This is a genomic window from Algoriphagus locisalis (assembly GCF_900116615.1).
In the GTDB taxonomy this organism is placed as follows: Bacteria; Bacteroidota; Bacteroidia; order Cytophagales; family Cyclobacteriaceae; genus Algoriphagus; species Algoriphagus locisalis.
The window spans coordinates 553,073-570,536 of the sequence record NZ_FPBF01000001.1 but is presented as its reverse complement, the minus strand read 5'-3'; the positions used below and the strand labels follow the sequence as shown (position 1 = coordinate 570,536).

The following is a 17,464-nucleotide window of genomic DNA, read 5'->3' as shown; positions in this document are numbered from 1 at the left end:
ATCAAATTTCTCTTTGAGCTTTTGCATTAACAAATCAAAAACATACCTTTGCATCACTCAAAAACGAGGTAGTTAAAGAGAAATCAATAACTATTTTGGGATTGCAGTAAACGGAGTGGTAGTTCAGCTGGTTAGAATGCCTGCCTGTCACGCAGGAGGTCGCGGGTTCGAGTCCCGTCCATTCCGCTTAAATTTGATGAAAAAGTTCATCTTCTAGTGACAAATAAAATATTGGAGTGGTAGTTCAGCTGGTTAGACGCTTGTCCCGATACTTCGGGAAGGTCGCTAGTTTGAGATCACTCACAGGAGATGAATAAAGGTTATCTCTAATTTAAAACCATTGGAGTGGTAATTCAGCTTGTGAGACGCTTGTCCCGATACTTCGGGAAGGCCGCTAGTTCGAGATCACTCACAGGAGATGAATAAAGGTTATCTCTAATTTAAAACCATTGGAGTGGTAGTTCAGCTGGTTAGAATGCCTGCCTGTCACGCAGGAGGTCGCGGGTTCGAGTCCCGTCCATTCCGCTTAAAGTCCCGAAGAAATTCGGGACTTTTTTTGTTTTATTTGTGTATGGAATTTTTCACCTATATCCTCCAGTCTGAAAAAGACAGATCGTATTATATAGGTTCTAGTCAGGACCCAAATGATAGACTAAAAAAACTTAATCGAAAGCACGATGGCTATACAGCCCGAAAGCGTCCTTGGAAGATTGTGTGGGTTAAGCCTTTTGCCACAAAAAAGGAAGCTATTCAAATGGAGAGCCATATTAAAATGAAAAAATCCAGATCATATATTGAGACATTAATTACTAATAGTTCAGCTGGTTAGAATGCTTGTCCCGATACATCGGGAAGGTCGCCCCTCTTTCCAGTGCAATTCCATTCCGCTTAAAGTCCCGAAGAAATTCGGGACTTTTTTGTTTTACAGAGAAACCTCGTTTGACAGCTACTTGAGTACACCTTCTCACTGGATTTCTATCTAAAGAAAAAGGACTTTCTTCATACATATTTTACATGAAGAAAGTCCTTTTACTACCTTAAAATCTTTACTAGGTATTGAGCAATCAGATCTAAAGGTTTTTTTGCCAATTCCAGCTATCTCTCATCGAGTCTTCCAAGGAATAGCTGGGATGCCAATCTAGCACTGAATTGATTTTGGAGGTATTTGCCCAAATCTTCACAATATCACCGGGTCTTCTTTCGCCGATTTGAAAGTTAACCTTTACGCCATTGACTTTTTCGAAGGTATTGATCACCTCCAACACCGTATTGCCATTTCCAGTCCCTACATTGAATACATCGTAAAAATCATCTTTTTGCTCACCCAAATAGGCCAAGGCTTTCACATGGGCATCTGCCAAATCCATGACGTGTATATAATCCCGCACACAAGAGCCATCCACTGTATCGTAGTCATCCCCAAATACCGTAAGCTTTTCACGGATTCCTGCTGCAGTCTGAGTCACAAAAGGAACCAGATTGGCAGGAGTTCCGATCGGCAACTCTCCGATTTTACCACTTGGATGTGCTCCTACCGGATTGAAATACCTCAGGGAAATCACACGTATTCCAGCCTTACTTTTCACCAGATCCACCATAATATCCTCACAGATCTTCTTGGTATTTCCATAGGGGCTTTCTGCTTCTTGCCTTGGGGTCTGCTCAGTAACTGGCAATACATCCGGTTGACCGTACACCGTACATGAGGAAGAAAAAACCAGGTCTTTGATCTGTCTGGCTTTCATAAATTCCAAGATGGTCAATAAGGAACCTATGTTGTTCTGATAGTACTTTAAAGGCTGAATGGTACTTTCTCCCACTGCTTTGAAAGCCGCAAAATGTATAACTCCGGCTATTTCATGCTCAGAAGCAATTTGATCCAATAGGGCACGGTCACTGCAGTCTCCCTTATAGAAAGTCAGTCTTTTGCCTAAAATCTCCTCTAGCCTATCCAGTACTTTCTCCTCAGAATTAGAAAGGTCGTCTATGATAATCGGCTCAAAACCTGATTGCACCAATTGAACTGCGGTGTGAGAACCTATGTATCCGGCTCCCCCGGTGATTAAAATCTTCTTCATTTCTGTTTAAAAATTTGATAGGACAAAACTATCCAAAAGTCTGGGCTTTGAAATCTTTTTTCAACTTGTCTTACTTGATTAAGGTAAACCCTCCTCGAAGTTCTTCCATCTCTACATCTCCGCCTTCAATGAAAGTGTAAACTAGGCTGTAGGTGTAATTGCCAGTAACTATTTCTCCTGATGACAGCCCATCCCAGCCGGTTGAGTCGTTGAATATCAACTCACCCCAATGGGTAAAAATCATCAGTTGGTAGGAAATCGGGCAAGAGGAAATAGGTTGATATACGCCCTGAGAAGGATCAAATCCTGTGGGCATTCTTACTTCAGGTATTCCTGCTATCACGTTACCGGAAAAGGTAACTGAACAGAAATTGGAGTCGGTCACTGTGACACTGTGATAGCCCACAGGTATATTAGTCAATGATGTGCCTTCTGTACCATCTTCCCAAAGATAAGTATAGGGAGGAATCCCTCCACTGGCTTGAGCGATGATCGTCCCGCTATAATCATCCACACAAGTTGGACTGACCTGTTCAAAATCAATTTCCAATGGCTCAGAATTTGGCAACTCCAAACTAATCGTTTTTGAGCAACCCTTGTCATCACTAATCAAAAAATTATAAGTACCTGCACCCAACTCGGTAACGATTAATTCACCATTTTCCCAATGACTTGTAAATCCCACAGCTTTAAAAGGTGGTGTTCCTCCACTGATGTCCAGCGTAACTTGCCCTGATGAAGCCACATTACATCCCGGGTAAATAACGGCTGAGAGATCCAGCTCCATTTCCTGAGGTGAATGAAGCGTAACTTCCAAGATTTTTTGTACCCCACTCACTTCGTCTGTCACTTCTACCACATAGGTATCTGCGGTAAGGTCTAAAGCATACCCCTGATCCAAATTCACATCATGACTCCAACTGTATTGGTATTGTCCTGATCCTCCATTTACCGCAAGAATTATCACACCATCAGAACTCCCTGGACAGGAAGGATTAATTTGATTGGTCGCCTCTACAATTAATTCAGAATGACTACTATCTTCGTAATTGGTAGTAGAATGAGATGCAGCAGCAATAGTTTCCAAAATGTCACCTGGGTAGATCTCAAGAAGCATTATTCTGCTTATCAGCAAATAAAAAATAGTTAGTGTAAACAATGAGGAAAATAGGTTTAGGTTCTTTCCTCCAAAAATAGAAATTATCGAGGATAACTTCCTCCATATCGCCGGAGTAGTTGCGTCAATCCCTGCAAAAAGAATGACCTGGCCAGGAACAGGAGTTCCTGAAGGTATCTCTTCAATGATATTTGACGCAACTCCCTCCCATTATATTCTCAGCGTCTATGATGAGAATTTTGAGCTGAAGTATGAATTTGAACTCCCCGAATATGAATATATCCCGCACCAGTATTTTGTCTCAGAAAAAGGCCTCCATCTATTTGGCAATCATCCCGACCATCCGGATTCCAAAGAGGATCAACTGGTTATCCATACCTTTGATTTTTCTGATTAGTCTATTGCAAGAATTTTCTACTATGAAATCAGCATTTCTAAATCTTATCCTAGCAACACTCTTTTCTCTTATTTATGCCTGTTCGCCATCCAAAGAAAGTGCTGAAAAGTCACTTATGGATTTTCAGGTAGAAGAGCTAACTATCCCCATAGGACCTGAAGTTGACCCTTATACCATGGCACTTCAATATGTGGATGGGGATTTATTTTGGCATAATAAAAACCGAAGCACCATATCCAAAATCAATCTAGCCAGCCGGAAGGTGTCAGAATACATTCGCTATGAAAGTGAAGGGCCACAGGGTGTGGGAAATATTGTTGGATTTTATGTATTCGATCAAAATAAAATAGCATTTCCAGGTCGGGGCAGATTGGTATCTATTTATGATATGGAGACTAATGAAGTGGTTAAAATTAAGTTAAGTGACTTTAGCCCAGACTATACAGATACTAAGTCTCTGACTCGCTTCACTTCAATTTTTCATTTTTGGAATAATAAATTAATCCTTCCCCAAATTATATATTTCCGAAATTCCTATGAAATGCAAGAGGGGTTAAAAAAATTCAGTCCATTCCTTAAGCTAAATTTGAGTGATTTTACGGTTGAAACCACGTCCTATAGACTTTCCAAATCAAACTTTGGGAACATTTATAATGATCCTTCCATTTTACTCGGGTATAATTTAAATGAAACCTACATACTACCATTCTATTCCCATCGATTGGATGTTTTCAACATAAATTCTAATAAAACCAAATCTTACCAATTACAAAGCAATTTAATTCCAGAGTTCACCAATATTTTTTTTTTAAACGAGGCTAGAGTAAATCAGTCTATTGAGCAAAATATAAGGGAGGTCTTATCTGAGCCCCAAAATTTAGGAATGCTCGTTGATCCTAATAAAAACCTACTTTACCGAATGACCTGGCCAGGAACAGGAGTTCCAGAAGGTATCTCTTCAATTAAATTTGACGCAACTCCCTCCCATTTTATTCTCAGTGTGTATGATGAGAATTTTGAGCTAAAATATGAATTTGAACTCCCAGAATATGAATATATCCCGCACCAGTATTTTGTCTCAGAAAAAGGCCTCCATCTATTTGGCAATCATCCCGACCATCCGGATTCCAAAGAGGATCAACTGGTTATCCATACCTTTGATTTTTCTGATTAGTCTGTTGCAAGAATTTTCTACTATGAAATCAACATTTCTAAATCTTACTCTAGCCATACTCTTTTCTCTTATTTATGCATGCTCCCCATCTAAAGAAAGTGCTGAAAAGTCACTTGTGGATTTTCATGTAGAAGAGCTTACTATACCCATAGGACCTGAAGTTGACCCTTATACCATGGCGCTTCAATATGTAGATGGGGAATTATTTTGGCACAATAAAAACCGAAGCACCATATCCAAAATCAACCTAAATACTAAAAGGACCTCGGAGTATTTTCGATATCAGGAAGAAGGGCCATTGGGCGTTGGAAATATTGATGGCTTTTATATCTTCAATCAAACTAGAATTGCCTTTCCAGCTTCTGGAAGACGGGTCTCAATTTATAGTCTAGAGACCGATAAAGTGAACCGGATTAAACTGAGTGACTTTAGCCCTGATTATACAGACACCAGATCTATGACACGCTATACCTCTACATTTCATTTTTGGAACAATAAGTTAATCTTGCCACAAACTGTCTATTTCAGATATGCCAATGAAATTAATGAGATTTTTTTCAACAATAAAAACCCTTTCCTAATACTGAATTTGGATAATTCTAAGGTGGAAGATAGTCCTTATAGACTTTCGAAATCCAATTTCGGAGAAAATTTTAACACGCCTAAAATTTTATTAGCCCACAAAGAGGAGGATACTTTTATTTTACCATATTACTCTAATCAGTTAGATATTTTTAATTTAGAAAGCCTTGAAACCCAATCATATCAATTAAAGACAAATTTAATTCCAGAATTCACGAATAATTTTTTCTTAAATGAGGCAAGGATCAATCAGTCTTTGGAGCAAAACATGTCAGAATACCTATCCGAGCCTCAAAATTTTGGAATTTTGACCGATCCCCACAAAGACCTGCTTTACCGAATGACTTGGCCGGGTACTGGAGTTCCCGAAGGAGTATCTTCCATGAAGTTTGTAGGAACCCCTTCCCATTTTATTCTCAGTGTGTATGATGAGAATTTTGAGCTGAAATATGAATTTGAACTCCCAGAATATGAGTATATCCCTCACCAGTATTTCGTATCGGAAGCAGGCCTCCATCTATTTGGCAATCATCCCGACCATCCGGATTCCAAAGAGGATCAGCTGGTTATCCATACCTTTGATTTTTCTGATTAGTCTAATCCCAGAATTTTCTACTATGAAATCAGCGTTTCTAAATCTTACCCTAGCAATACTCTTTTCTCTTATTTATGCATGCTCACCATCTAAAGAAAGTGCTGAAAAGTCACTTGTGGATTTTCAGGTAGAAGCGCTAACTATCCCCATAGGACCTGAAGTTGACCCTTATACCAAAACCATGCAGTATTTTGCAGGAGGATTATATTGGCACAATGAAAACCGAAGTTCTATTTCAAAAATTGATTTAGCCAATAAAACAATAGAAGAGGTAATTAAGTATGACTATGAAGGGCCCAGAGGCGTTGGTAGCACCAGCGGCTTTCATTTTATTCATAAAGACACGATAATCATTCCATCTGCAGGTCCGGTATTGTATATTCTTCCAATTGCTTCAGAAGAGATTCAAAGGTTGGATTTAAGTAAATTTAATGAGAATTACACCCATACAATTTCTTTGACTAGGAACTCTAAGCCGATGTATTCCTTAGGATCAAATTTAATTTTAAATCAGCAATTTAATTACAGAACCCCATCTGAGGTTACCGAGGAAAGTTTGAGTAATTTTTTCCCTTTTATCACTATCGACTACTACGGCAATAAATCCCATAAAATCCCATTCAATTTCACTATAGAAAGCTTTGACAATAAGCTGAATGACCCCACATATAAGGTAGCGTATAATGAAAATTTTCTTTATACAATGACATCCTATTCTAATCGACTCTACAAAATTAATCTTGAGGATTATTCCACTCAGGAGTTCGATTTACACACCAATCTAATTCCGAAATTTACAAACAACTATTTTACAAAAGAGGATAAGTTAAGTCGTTCATTAGACATCAATATGGAGTTATACTTATCTGAACCTCAAAATTTCGGACTTTTAAAGGATCCGTATAAAAAACTGCTTTACCGAATGACCTGGCCGGGATCAGGAGTTCCTGAAGGTATATCCCCTATGAAATTCGTCATTACCCCCTCCCATTTTATTCTCAGTGTCTATGATGAGAATTTTGAGCTGAAATATGAATTTGAACTCCCAGAATATGAGTATATCCCACACCAGTATTTCGTATCGGAAGCAGGTCTCCACCTATTTGGCAATCATCCCGACCATCCTGACTCCAAAGAGGATCAGCTGGTTATCCATACCTTTGATTTTTCTGATTAGTCTGTTGGTCGCCTGCACCAGTACCCAGCGGGAAGAGTCTATCCTGAAGTTTGAGGAGTTTTATGACTTGCCGGTGGAAGAATAGAAGCAATTAGTCTTCGTGCCAAATGACGGCTTCTAAATCCTACCTCACCAGCAAAAAACTACCCCGCTTTTCTACATGCTGCATTTCCCCCTCCAAAGGAAAACTATACTGCATCAAGTAAGTATAAGTGCCTAAGCTGGCATTTTCTCCATTCACCAGGCCGTTCCATCCTTCCTTGCCCTGGTAGATCAATTGTCCCCATCTGTTAAAAATCCAGATATCAAAATTGAGATCACAATTGGAAACTCCTTCGAAAAGACCAGCATCTCGGTCTGGATTATATCCTGAGGGCATTCGTACCTCAGGGGCTTTTTCTATTACAAGGCCAGTTCCCAGACTTACACAGCCAGAAGCATCTGTGACGGAAATAGGGTAACTACCTTTGGATAAGCCAGTAAGTGCATTGCCAGCCACATTTTCCTCCTCCCAGAAATAGATGTAGGGAGCTTTTCCGCCAGCTGGAAAGGCAAATAACTCCCCATTATTCCCTCCGGGACAAGCTGGCTTAGTCAGTCTCACATCCACTTCTAAAGCCGCCGGGGAGGTAATTTCAAAAGAAAGAGGAACAGAACATCCATTCTGATCTACCACAGTAAGCTCATAAGTGCCCTGGGAGACGTCTGCCAAATTCAAATTACCTGTGAATTCAAAACCATCCTCCAAATCTACTTGATAAGGGCCTGTGCCACCTCTGACGTTCAAATTCAATACGCCATCCTTTTTTCCAAAACAACTTACCGCCTGCACATCAACTGAAACAATCTCAAGCGCAGAGGGCTCATTTATTTGTAGGTTTTCCAACAAGCGCTCACAACCCAATTGATCTATAATGATAACTGAATAGCTTCCGGTAGGTAAATCCTCCGCTGTGGAAGTATTCAAAGTGGGATCGTGAGACCATGTGAAATTAAAGGGTGCAACTCCTCCCTGAATATCGAGGATTATTTCCCCGTTTGATTCACCGAAGCATTTAACATCTTCAATGCTTGCTACACTGACTACAAACTCTTCCTCCACGGTTACTTCCAAAAGATTAGAAGTACCTTCACAGGATTGATCAACCAGACTATAGGTCAAATAGCTAAGGGTGCCAATTACACCAGGTTCGTTCCAGCTGATTTCCACCGTGTTTTCATTAGCCCCAGAAACTATTTCTCCCCCAGTTACCGTCCATTCATATCCCCTACCTGCGGAGGAATTTGGCGCTGAATAAAAATGAGTAGTCAGTGGATCAAAACACACATCCTCGTTGCCTATAGGATCTTCAGCATCCAGCTCCAGATTAATCACCACATCCAGGGAAATAGGCTCCAATACACATCCATTGGGACCAATTGGGCTAGCGGTGATTTTTGCAGCTGGATTAGATGGTCCCCAATTGACCAAGACAGAATCACCGTAATCCTGAACAATGGTACCTCCCTCTACTTCAAAGCTTACCGAGCCTATATTTTCCTGAGAACTAAGCTTATACACCAGTTCCTCCACCTCAGGACAAACAGATACAGCACCCAGTAGTTCTGCATCTACTTCCAACACTTCCACCTCAAAAGTCTCTTCCTCCTGCTGATCACAGGTATTGGGACTGATAGAAGCGGTAACTGTAACCTCGTAGATCCCTGGCTCGGTAAAGATATGTGTTACATCCTTGCCTTCCTGAAGCGTAGTCCCATCCCCAAAATCCCAGGTGAAATAGGTAAAGGCTTCATTTTCCGGCTCAATACTCCAAGTTCCTTCCTGTTCCAGGCAGGCAATTCGTTCGCCTGTTACTTCGAATTCATAATCAGCTTGTATCTCAAAACTCAAGTTATCCAAGGCCGCCCCCACCGCGTAACCGTAGGATTCCAAAAAGCCAAATCCATACACATAGGCTATGAATCCATCTGGATTTGTCAATTGATGAACACCAGGAGAAATCCTGATTCTTGCATAATAAAAGCCGGTATTGCCCGGAACCATAGAAAAAGAAGCGCCGATATTGTTTCCATCCAGAATCGTTTGGTTTTGCGCACCTGCAGGCACCACGATATTTACATAATGATCCTGAATAGACTGCAGGGAAAGCGCTGAGAACTTGACACTCCTAAGCAATTGTTCATTTGGGCTATATGAAATCATAAAGGGATCACCCTGATCGTATAGGGGCTGGCTGATTTGATTACATTCCTGACTCTTGGCCAGCACAGTCACAGAAGCCGGCTTGCTCGTCGTAATGGAAACCGACTCATCCGGAGCAAATTCCAAAGTCAAAAACTCCGTTGCCGAAAGCGTACCCCGGCTATTTCCATTCACAAATACTTCTGTATCATCCTCAGCGGCTAAGACTTTCACCAATTCACCTGAAGTTCTACCTTCCAAGGCTACGTGGATGTAAGATTGTCCCCAGGTAGTCACTGGATAAGCTTGCTGAAACAGGTTATCATTTGCCGCACCACAGTTACCAACGGAAGTCCATTTATTCCCTCCGAAAACAGCTATTTTCTTACAGGAATTGGCATCATCGCCGATGACCCGCACGCGGGTTCCTGTGAGGTCAAAACGCTCTTTTAACTGGATACTTTGGCCACGATTCAGTACTTGGGTAAATGGCGCTGAATTATTGCTTCTGGTAATTTCTACTTCCGTATCGTCCTCTGTGGCTATCACCAGCATCAGGCTTTCATTGTCAATGTTGCCATCGTATTCCACAGGAGCAGTGAGACGCTCAAAATGTGAGGTGATCAGGTAATCCTTTCCCAGTGCATCCACAGGCAGCACTACTGTGCCATCAGCACTTCTTACCCGCTCATTGAAGGCATAGACAGTAAGGTCTCCCGTGGAAGTGATAAAGATGCCTTTGTTCTCCACATTTCCAGATCCTCTATGGAAAACATCGATATCCTGAGAGTCAACAATCAACGTAAAACGCTGGCCTTCAGTCAGGGATTGGGAGCGGGTATTCCCCAGGTATTCTATGGTGATATCCGCATCTTCCACAGCAGTAATCTCCAGCATTGCCCGATCTGGAGCGCCGGGCAAAATCCTGTTGTTTTCCATGTAACCTACCCAAAATTCCTTGCCTACCGTAGAGATCTGCGCATGCGAAAAAAAAGCAAAAGCTTGCAGGCAAAACACAAAACAAACTACTCGGTAAAGTTTCTCCACAGGATTTAATCGGGCATATTGAAAATCCAATATAGGCAACTGAATAGTATTAAACACCTCCGTTGATACAAAGCTTACTAGCTATCTTTCAAAAGCTTGGAATTCACTTAGCGGTCACATTTATAATCCCTATCTTTGCGCCTCCAAAAAAGAAGAAAAACCCTATTATGATATCAGTAGATAACTTGTCATTAAAATTTGGCAAACGAACACTTTTCGACGAAGTCTCCCTCAAATTCAACCCAGGTAACTGCTATGGTGTGATCGGGGCTAACGGAGCCGGAAAATCAACTTTTTTGAAAATTCTCTCCGGAGAAATGGAAAGTACCAGCGGTGGAATTAGCATCACTCCAGGTCAAAGAATGGCAGTACTTAGCCAAAACCACTTTGGTTTTGATGAGGTGGAAGTGTTGAAAACGGTTCTCATGGGTCATAAGACACTTTATGCCATCATGGAAGAAAAGGATGCGATCTACATGAAGGAGGATTTTTCTGAGGAAGATGGTTTGCGCGCTTCGCAGCTGGAAGCTGACTTTGCGGAGATGGACGGGTGGAATGCTGAATCCGATGCAGCAGCCTTACTTTCAGGACTGGGAATCACCGAAGATCTGCATTACATGCAAATGAAGGATTTGGCGGGTAATCAAAAGGTACGGGTGTTACTCGCTCAGGCACTTTTCGGAAATCCTGATATCCTAATTCTCGATGAACCTACCAACGATTTGGATGCGGCTACTATTGAGTGGTTGGAAAACTTTCTACTTGATTTCAAGAACTTGGTGATTGTTGTTTCCCACGATAGACACTTCCTGGATTCAGTTTCCACCCATATCGTGGATATTGATTTTGGGAAAATCAAAATCTACTCTGGTAACTATACCTTTTGGTACGAATCTTCTCAGTTGGCGCTGAAGCAGCGTTCTGATTCCAACAAGAAGGCTGAGGATAAGAAAAAGGAATTGCAGGCATTTATCGATAGATTCTCTGCAAACGTGGCCAAGTCTAAGCAGGCTACAGCACGTAAGAAGATGATAGAAAAACTGAACATAGATGAGATTGAGCCATCGATGCGAAAATACCCAGGCATTATTTTCAAACCAGAAAGAGAAGCCGGTGATCAGATTTTCATGACTGAAAACCTGGAATTGAAAGCTGACGGAGTCACTTACTTCACCGACGTAAACCTGATGGTGGACAAGGGCGATAAAATTGCTTTTATCTCTAAGACTAAGCAGGCTGTAAATAAATTCTTCCAAACCATTATGGAAGAAATTCCAGCTTCCAAAGGAAGTTTCAAATGGGGTGTTACGATCAATAAAGCATACTTGCCGAACGATAATTCTGAGTTTTTCAAATCAGACTTGTCTTTGATTGATTGGCTAAGACAGTTTTCAGGAAATCAAGAGGAAGCTTACGTAAGAACATTCTTGGGAAGAATGCTTTTCACAGGAGAGGAATCCTTGAAGAAATGTTCTGTACTCTCCGGAGGTGAAAAAGTCCGTTGTATGATCTCCAAGATGATGCTTCAGAATCCAAACTTGCTGGTAATGGATGAGCCTACCAACCACTTGGATCTGGAATCCATCACCGCATTTAACAACGCGATCATTGATTTCTCCGGAACGGTATTGATGTCCTCCTATGACCACGCGTTTGTGCAATCTTCGGCAAATAGAATCGTGGAATTCACTCCAAATGGCACCATCGATAGAAGAATGCCTTACGATGATTACTTGGATAGTGAGGAGATCAAGGCATTGAGAGAGAAAATGTATTCCACTAAGTAAAGGAACTTAGTTGCTACTCACTGCAATCATAGTCTATCTGGCGATCACCATCGCCGTCGGAGCCTGGGCTTCAAAATTCGTAAAGGGATCGAATGACTTTGTTTTGGCAGGTCGTTCGCTCCCTTTATTTCTTTCGGCTTCTGCCCTCTTTGCCACCTGGTTTGGTTCAGAGACTATTTTTGGAGCCTCTTCAGTCTATCTGGAAGAAGGTCTGCAGGGTGTGATTGAAGATCCCTTTGGAGGAGCACTTTGTCTGGTACTTTTTGGGATGTTTTACCTCAGGCCGATGTATAGAATGGGCGTGCTGACCATAGGAGATGTTTTCAAAAGAATCTATGGAAAGAAAGTAGAATTCCTCTCTACGGTATTTATGGTGCCGGTTTTCTTTGGATATGTAGCTGCGCAATTAGTTGCGCTGAGCCTTATTCTCGGAACAGTCACAGGACTAAGCCTCACTGAAGGGATTTTGCTTGCTGCTGGAGTCGTGGTCATCTACACTTTTTTGGGCGGCATGTGGGCGATTTCTATCACAGATTTCATCCAAACCATCATGATAGTCCTAGGACTGATTGTTGTTGCGGTACTGGTGAGCAAAGAAGCTGGAGGAGTTGGAGTAATTTTAGATTCAGCGCCTGAAGGAAGCTTTCAGTTCTTTCCGGATCCAGGTTTCAATTCCTGGATTAATTACTTCGGTGCTTGGATGATTATTGGTTTGGGCAGTATCCCCAGTCAGGATATTTACCAGCGGGTGATGTCGTCCAAATCTGAGAAAGTTGCCGTGCAATCCACGTATTTGGCAGGGGGCTTTTATGTTACCTTCGGACTGTTGCCTTTATTTATTGCGCTTGGCGCAAAAGTGTTATACCCCGAACTCTACTTAGAAAACAATCAGTTGCTCCTGCCATCCATGGTATTGGCTCATGGAGGACTGCCAGTGCAAATCATCTTTTTCGGTGCCTTAATCTCTGCAATAATGAGCACAGCAAGTTCGGGAGTCCTTGCTCCGGCGGCATTGATTTCAGAAAACCTGATCAAACCGCTTTTCAAAGGAAAGCTTACCGACAAGCAGTTGCTGTGGATTCTTAGAAGTAGTGTGCTCGCGGTGGCGCTTGTCTCAGTGGCAATGGCACTGCAAGATTCTACTATCTATGAACTCGTAGCCGGCGCATCTATCCTCTTATTGGTTTCCCTATTTATTCCATTGACTACCGGATTGTATTGGAAAAAATCATCCAAAGCCGGGGCAATTTTATCCATGACCATCGGGATGCTTACCTACCTGATTATTGATAATTTTGAATCAGAAATCTCATCTCATATTTACGGATTGCTTGCCAGTGCCCTTGCTATGCTAGTTGGCAGCTTGCTTTTCCCAAACAAAGAACACCTAACTCATGAACTATTCTAAAATTATACTCAAACACGGCAAAGAGATTTCTCTCAAAAGAAAACATCACTGGGTATTTTCTGGAGCTATTTTCCAAAAAGAGCCAACTTTAGAAAATGGGCAGTTGGTGGCCGTGTATTCTGCCAAAGATGAATTTCTGGGAATAGGACATTTTGCTGAAGGCTCAATTATGGTGCGGATCATTTCCTTTGAAGAGCGGGAAATAGACCAGTCATTTTGGAATGAAAAAATCACTTCAGCTCTTTCTCTAAGAAAAAGCTTAGGACTAACTGAAAATCAAGAAACTAATGTGTATCGTTTGGTACATGGGGAAGGTGATTTACTGCCTGGATTGATTGTTGATTTCTATAATGGAACGGCAGTAATCCAAGCGCATCAAATCGGCATGCATGCCCATTTGAAGGAAATCGCCCAAGCCATCAAGAATGCTTATGGGGATCAGCTCTCAGGTGTTTATGATAAAAGCGCGGAGACTTTGCCCAAGAATCTAGGCATCACTTCGAATGAGTGGGTGCTTGGAGAGCCAAAAACGGATTTGGTACAAGAGTATGGAGCGACCTATAAAATAGATTGGGAAAAAGGTCAGAAGACAGGCTTTTTCATCGATCAGAGGGAAAACAGAAAACTTCTTGCCTCCTACTCCAAGGGAAAAAAGGTATTGAATACTTTTTGTTACTCAGGTGGATTTTCGGTGTTGGCCCTGCAAGAAGGAGCGGCAGAAGTACATTCTGTGGATATTTCTCCAAAAGCCATAGAACTTACCGAAGAAAATGTGAGCCTTAATCCTGAGATTAAAGGTAAACACGAGTCAAAAGTGGCTGATGTAGTGAAATACATCCGGGAAATCGGAGATGATTACGATGTGATTGTACTGGATCCGCCTGCTTTTGCCAAAAACCTGAAAGCCCGACACAATGCTGTTCAGGCTTATAAGCGACTAAATGCAGAAGCTTTGAAAAAAATTAAATCCGGAGGGATACTCTTCACCTTCTCTTGCAGCCAGGTGGTGGACAAGGCACTATTCCGAAATACGGTGACTGCAGCGGCCTTGGAATGTGGGAGAAAAGTAAAAGTCCTGCATCAGGTCACCCAGCCTGCGGATCATCCGATCAACATTTTCCATCCTGAAACAGAATACTTGAAAGGCTTGGTGCTTTTTGTGGAGTAAAAACAAGCGTTCTACTCAGGAGTTAAAGTCTTTTGCCCTATTTTCGTTTACTAATCAAAACACATCATGTACACAGGAATACAACATTTACATTCAGGAGTGGCCTATCTGGCATTGCTCGCTTTGGTGGTAGTCATTATTTATATGCTAATTGGCTCGCTTTCAGGGAGGGAATTCACCGAGAAAGACCGTAAAATCGGATTGATCGCATTTATACTTTCCCATATCCAATTGCTGGTGGGTTTGATTCTATATTTCTTAAGTCCATTGGGTTTGGAAATGCTCAGCTCAGGATCGGCGATGTCGGATCCAGCCGCAAGACTTTTGGCACTGGAGCATCCTTTGATTAATATCATTGCGATTGTAATCATCAGCATTGGTTATATCAAAGCTAAGAAGCCAGGAGCATCACGTGGTAGATTCAGAAGTATCTATATGATGTATGCGATTGGCTTGGTGTTGATATTGAGCAGGATTCCCTGGACTACTTGGTTGGGGTGATTGAGATTGATGATTTGGGATTTGGGATTTGGGACTGAAAAACTTCAAAATTCGATATTCATCATTCGACATTCAGTATTAAACTAAAAGAGGTAGCATGTGGCATGCTACCTCTTTTAGTTTAATAAAATCTATCCTTATGCTATGCCGTCGTTCGTGTCATCACGAACGGCATGTTGAATGATTTATCCTTTTTGAGCTTGAAATGTTTTCCTTATCCACATGAAATTGATTTATTTACTGAGTTCGACCCATTCAGGGTCGGGTGGTTGATCTGGTCATTTTATCCATGGGTTTCACCCATGGTTATTGAGAGGTTAGACCACTTCGCGGTAGGATTTTTCGATAACAGGTTTTCCGTTGCGGGCGAATGATTATTCGCCACTACACCGTGATCTGTGTCCTCACAGACCTGACTCAGAATCCTTATTAGGGTTTAATTACTTATGCTCGGCAATTGCAGGTTTGCCGTGATGGGCGAATGATTATTCGCCCCTACCTTGATATATGTATATAACTCTCTATCAATCGCTCTGCGCATCTTTCTCCATCCATAGCAGCTGACACTATACCACCTGCATAGCCTGCTCCTTCGCCACAAGGATACAGTCGCTTGATTTGAATATGCTCAAAAGATTCTCGATCCCGAGGAATACGAATGGGTGAAGATGTTCTGCTTTCCAAACCGATCAACTGAGACTCATTGGTGTAATAGCCTTTCATTTTATTTCCGAAAGCTTTAAATGCCATAGCCAAACGCTGGGAAATAAAGTCCGGCAATACCTCTCTCATTTCCACTGAATGCAAGCCAGGTTGGTAAGAAGTATCCAGCAAGCTAGCGCTGACTTTTTTCTCCACAAAATCAACCATGCGCTGCGCAGGAGCCACTTGAGTTTCACCTCCTGCCTGCCATGCTCTTTTCTCCACATCTGCCTGAAATTCCATTGCAGCCAAGGGACCAAATTTTTGATACTCCGGCAAATCTTCCAACTCAACGGATACAACAATCCCGGAATTGGCAAACTTGCTATCCCGGCGACTTGGACTCATGCCATTCACTACCAACTCTCCCGGAGAAGTAGCTGCCGGTACGATAAATCCGCCAGGACACATGCAAAAGCTAAAAACTCCCCGTTGTTTATTTTTGAATTCTGTTTGATGGACTAGAGAGTAAGCCGAAGCTGGCAAATAAGGACCACGATCCAAACCGCAATGATATTGTATGCTATCGATTAACTTTTGACTGTGCTCTACTCTTACTCCCAAAGCGAAGGGTTTTGCTTCAATCGCAATCCTGCTTTTATGAAGCAAATGAAAAATATCACGAGCAGAATGGCCTGTAGCAAGGATTACTCCTTTACCCGTAATTTTATCTCCATGCTGAGTGACTACTCCTTTCATCTCATCTCCTTCCAGAATAAAATCTTCCACCCGAGTGTCAAATAATACTTCTCCTCCAAATTGCCTGATGCTTTCCCGTAAATCTTCCACCAACTTAGGGAGTTTATTGGTACCAATATGTGGGTGCGCATCAACCAGAATTTCCTCCGTAGCACCATGAGCTACCAGAATTTCCATGATCCTCCTGATATCTCCCCGCTTCTTCGAACGGGTATATAATTTCCCATCAGAATAAGTTCCTGCACCACCTTCGCCAAAGCAATAATTTGAATCAGGATTAACAATCTGATCCTTATTGATTGCAGCCAGATCACGTCTTCTGGACCTGACGTCTTTACCCCGCTCGATGAGGATGGGCTTTACACCGAGTTCTATGGCACGCAAAGCTGCAAAAATCCCTGCTGGACCTGCTCCTACAATAACTATAGCATCTTCCTTGCTTACATTTTTGTATCCTGGCTGATGGTCTAAAAGCGCTGGAGGAGTTTCTTTGATAAAAAGTTCAGCCTGAATATTGACTTTGACATTTCTGCCTCGGGCATCTATGGAGCGCTTTACTTGCCGTGCAATTGCTTCGCTAGAGTTTGCAGGGAGTCCAGCTTTTTTTCGTACTACTTCCTGAAAAATGACCGGATCATAAGCCTCCTCTGGGCTTAACTGCAAGGTGAATTCTTTCTTCATATGGTAAGGTATTTATCCTTAAATGGGAATTGCAAAGGTAGTGTTTTCTGTAATGAATAGGTAGTGTACAATGGCAGTCGTAGCTTGTTAAAAAATAATCTGAATATCCGCAATTATGCTAGTGACCTCTTTTTCTTTGCTTATCAGGCAGTCCCGATAGCTATCGAGA

General features: G+C 41.8%; 14 protein-coding genes and 2 tRNA genes. 11 read left to right on the top strand and 5 right to left on the bottom strand.

Annotated features, from left to right (window positions below; translation table 11 throughout):
• Positions 1-112: 112 nt before the first annotated feature.
• The 3 genes from BM386_RS02475 to BM386_RS24080 all read left to right on the top strand — a co-directional run bounded on the left by BM386_RS02475 (position 113) and on the right by BM386_RS24080 (position 829).
• Positions 113-186: transfer RNA gene (locus tag BM386_RS02475), tRNA-Asp, on the top strand.
• Positions 187-451: 265 nt separating this feature from the next.
• A tRNA-Asp gene (locus tag BM386_RS02470) sits at positions 452-525 on the top strand.
• A gap of 46 nt (positions 526-571) precedes the next feature.
• Positions 572-829, top strand: a complete 258-nt coding sequence (locus BM386_RS24080; protein WP_139235833.1) for a GIY-YIG nuclease family protein — start codon at positions 572-574, stop codon at positions 827-829.
• Here BM386_RS24080 and BM386_RS23565 read toward each other — a convergent pair.
• From BM386_RS23565 to BM386_RS02455, 3 genes are all read right to left on the bottom strand, one after another.
• Complete coding sequence (locus tag BM386_RS23565; protein WP_091691472.1) at positions 810-1,007, bottom strand: hypothetical protein; 198 nt, start codon at positions 1,005-1,007, stop codon at positions 810-812. The genes BM386_RS24080 and BM386_RS23565 overlap by 20 nt on opposite strands.
• Positions 1,008-1,070: 63 nt before the next feature.
• Positions 1,071-2,078 (bottom strand): UDP-glucose 4-epimerase GalE, encoded by a 1,008-nt coding sequence (gene galE, locus BM386_RS02460; protein ID WP_091691471.1) that lies wholly within the window; start codon positions 2,076-2,078, stop codon positions 1,071-1,073.
• A 70-nt stretch (positions 2,079-2,148) separates the two neighbouring features.
• Positions 2,149-3,195: a SprB repeat-containing protein gene (locus BM386_RS02455; RefSeq protein ID WP_091691470.1), complete on the bottom strand. Its 1,047-nt coding sequence runs from the start codon at positions 3,193-3,195 to the stop codon at positions 2,149-2,151.
• Positions 3,196-3,337: 142 nt separating this feature from the next.
• Here BM386_RS02455 and BM386_RS23560 point away from each other — a divergent pair, with 142 nt between their 5' ends.
• The 4 genes from BM386_RS23560 to BM386_RS02440 are packed head-to-tail and all read left to right on the top strand — an operon-like array spanning position 3,338 to position 7,120.
• Positions 3,338-3,592: a hypothetical protein gene (locus tag BM386_RS23560; protein ID WP_170857017.1), complete on the top strand. Its 255-nt coding sequence runs from the start codon at positions 3,338-3,340 to the stop codon at positions 3,590-3,592.
• Positions 3,593-3,614: 22 nt separating this feature from the next.
• Positions 3,615-4,766 (top strand): DUF4221 family protein, encoded by a 1,152-nt coding sequence (locus BM386_RS02450; protein ID WP_170857016.1) that lies wholly within the window; start codon positions 3,615-3,617, stop codon positions 4,764-4,766.
• A 22-nt stretch (positions 4,767-4,788) separates the two neighbouring features.
• A complete protein-coding gene (locus BM386_RS02445) occupies positions 4,789-5,943 on the top strand; it encodes a DUF4221 family protein (RefSeq protein ID WP_170857015.1) in 1,155 nt (384 codons plus the stop codon).
• Positions 5,944-5,965: 22 nt separating this feature from the next.
• Complete coding sequence (locus tag BM386_RS02440; RefSeq protein ID WP_170857014.1) at positions 5,966-7,120, top strand: DUF4221 family protein; 1,155 nt, start codon at positions 5,966-5,968, stop codon at positions 7,118-7,120.
• A gap of 124 nt (positions 7,121-7,244) precedes the next feature.
• Here BM386_RS02440 and BM386_RS02435 read toward each other — a convergent pair whose 3' ends face one another.
• A complete protein-coding gene (locus BM386_RS02435) occupies positions 7,245-10,349 on the bottom strand; it encodes a PKD domain-containing protein (protein ID WP_091691927.1) in 3,105 nt (1,034 codons plus the stop codon).
• A gap of 167 nt (positions 10,350-10,516) precedes the next feature.
• Between BM386_RS02435 and BM386_RS02430 the strand changes: the two genes are divergently transcribed.
• The 4 genes from BM386_RS02430 (at position 10,517) to BM386_RS02415 (ending at position 15,213) form a co-directional block, all read left to right on the top strand.
• Positions 10,517-12,136, top strand: coding sequence for an ABC-F family ATP-binding cassette domain-containing protein (locus tag BM386_RS02430; protein WP_091691466.1), 1,620 nt, complete (start codon positions 10,517-10,519; stop codon positions 12,134-12,136).
• Between the two features lie 10 nt (positions 12,137-12,146).
• Positions 12,147-13,544, top strand: a complete 1,398-nt coding sequence (locus BM386_RS02425; RefSeq protein ID WP_091691465.1) for a high affinity choline transporter 1 — start codon at positions 12,147-12,149, stop codon at positions 13,542-13,544.
• Complete coding sequence (locus BM386_RS02420) at positions 13,531-14,712, top strand: class I SAM-dependent rRNA methyltransferase (protein ID WP_091691464.1); 1,182 nt, start codon at positions 13,531-13,533, stop codon at positions 14,710-14,712. Before BM386_RS02425 ends, BM386_RS02420 begins: the two co-directional genes overlap by 14 nt.
• A 66-nt stretch (positions 14,713-14,778) precedes the next feature.
• Positions 14,779-15,213 carry a hypothetical protein gene (locus BM386_RS02415; protein ID WP_091691463.1) on the top strand — a complete coding sequence of 145 codons (435 nt, stop codon included), beginning with the start codon at positions 14,779-14,781 and terminating at the stop codon, positions 15,211-15,213.
• 495 nt (positions 15,214-15,708) lie between these two features.
• Here BM386_RS02415 and BM386_RS02410 read toward each other — a convergent pair whose 3' ends face one another.
• Entirely contained in the window at positions 15,709-17,295 is a 1,587-nt protein-coding gene (locus tag BM386_RS02410; RefSeq protein ID WP_091691462.1) for an NAD(P)/FAD-dependent oxidoreductase, read from the bottom strand.
• Positions 17,296-17,464: the final 169 nt, after the last annotated feature.

Coding starts and splice junctions, on each gene's coding strand:
- BM386_RS24080 (WP_139235833.1), top strand. CDS start 572: ATGGAATTTTTCACCTATATCCTCCAGTCTGAAAAAGACAGATCGTAT.
- BM386_RS23565 (WP_091691472.1), bottom strand. CDS start 1,007: ATGTATGAAGAAAGTCCTTTTTCTTTAGATAGAAATCCAGTGAGAAGG.
- galE (WP_091691471.1), bottom strand. CDS start 2,078: ATGAAGAAGATTTTAATCACCGGGGGAGCCGGATACATAGGTTCTCAC.
- BM386_RS02455 (WP_091691470.1), bottom strand. CDS start 3,195: ATGCTTCTTGAGATCTACCCAGGTGACATTTTGGAAACTATTGCTGCT.
- BM386_RS23560 (WP_170857017.1), top strand. CDS start 3,338: ATGACCTGGCCAGGAACAGGAGTTCCTGAAGGTATCTCTTCAATGATA.
- BM386_RS02450 (WP_170857016.1), top strand. CDS start 3,615: ATGAAATCAGCATTTCTAAATCTTATCCTAGCAACACTCTTTTCTCTT.
- BM386_RS02445 (WP_170857015.1), top strand. CDS start 4,789: ATGAAATCAACATTTCTAAATCTTACTCTAGCCATACTCTTTTCTCTT.
- BM386_RS02440 (WP_170857014.1), top strand. CDS start 5,966: ATGAAATCAGCGTTTCTAAATCTTACCCTAGCAATACTCTTTTCTCTT.
- BM386_RS02430 (WP_091691466.1), top strand. CDS start 10,517: ATGATATCAGTAGATAACTTGTCATTAAAATTTGGCAAACGAACACTT.
- BM386_RS02420 (WP_091691464.1), top strand. CDS start 13,531: ATGAACTATTCTAAAATTATACTCAAACACGGCAAAGAGATTTCTCTC.
- BM386_RS02415 (WP_091691463.1), top strand. CDS start 14,779: ATGTACACAGGAATACAACATTTACATTCAGGAGTGGCCTATCTGGCA.
- BM386_RS02410 (WP_091691462.1), bottom strand. CDS start 17,295: ATGAAGAAAGAATTCACCTTGCAGTTAAGCCCAGAGGAGGCTTATGAT.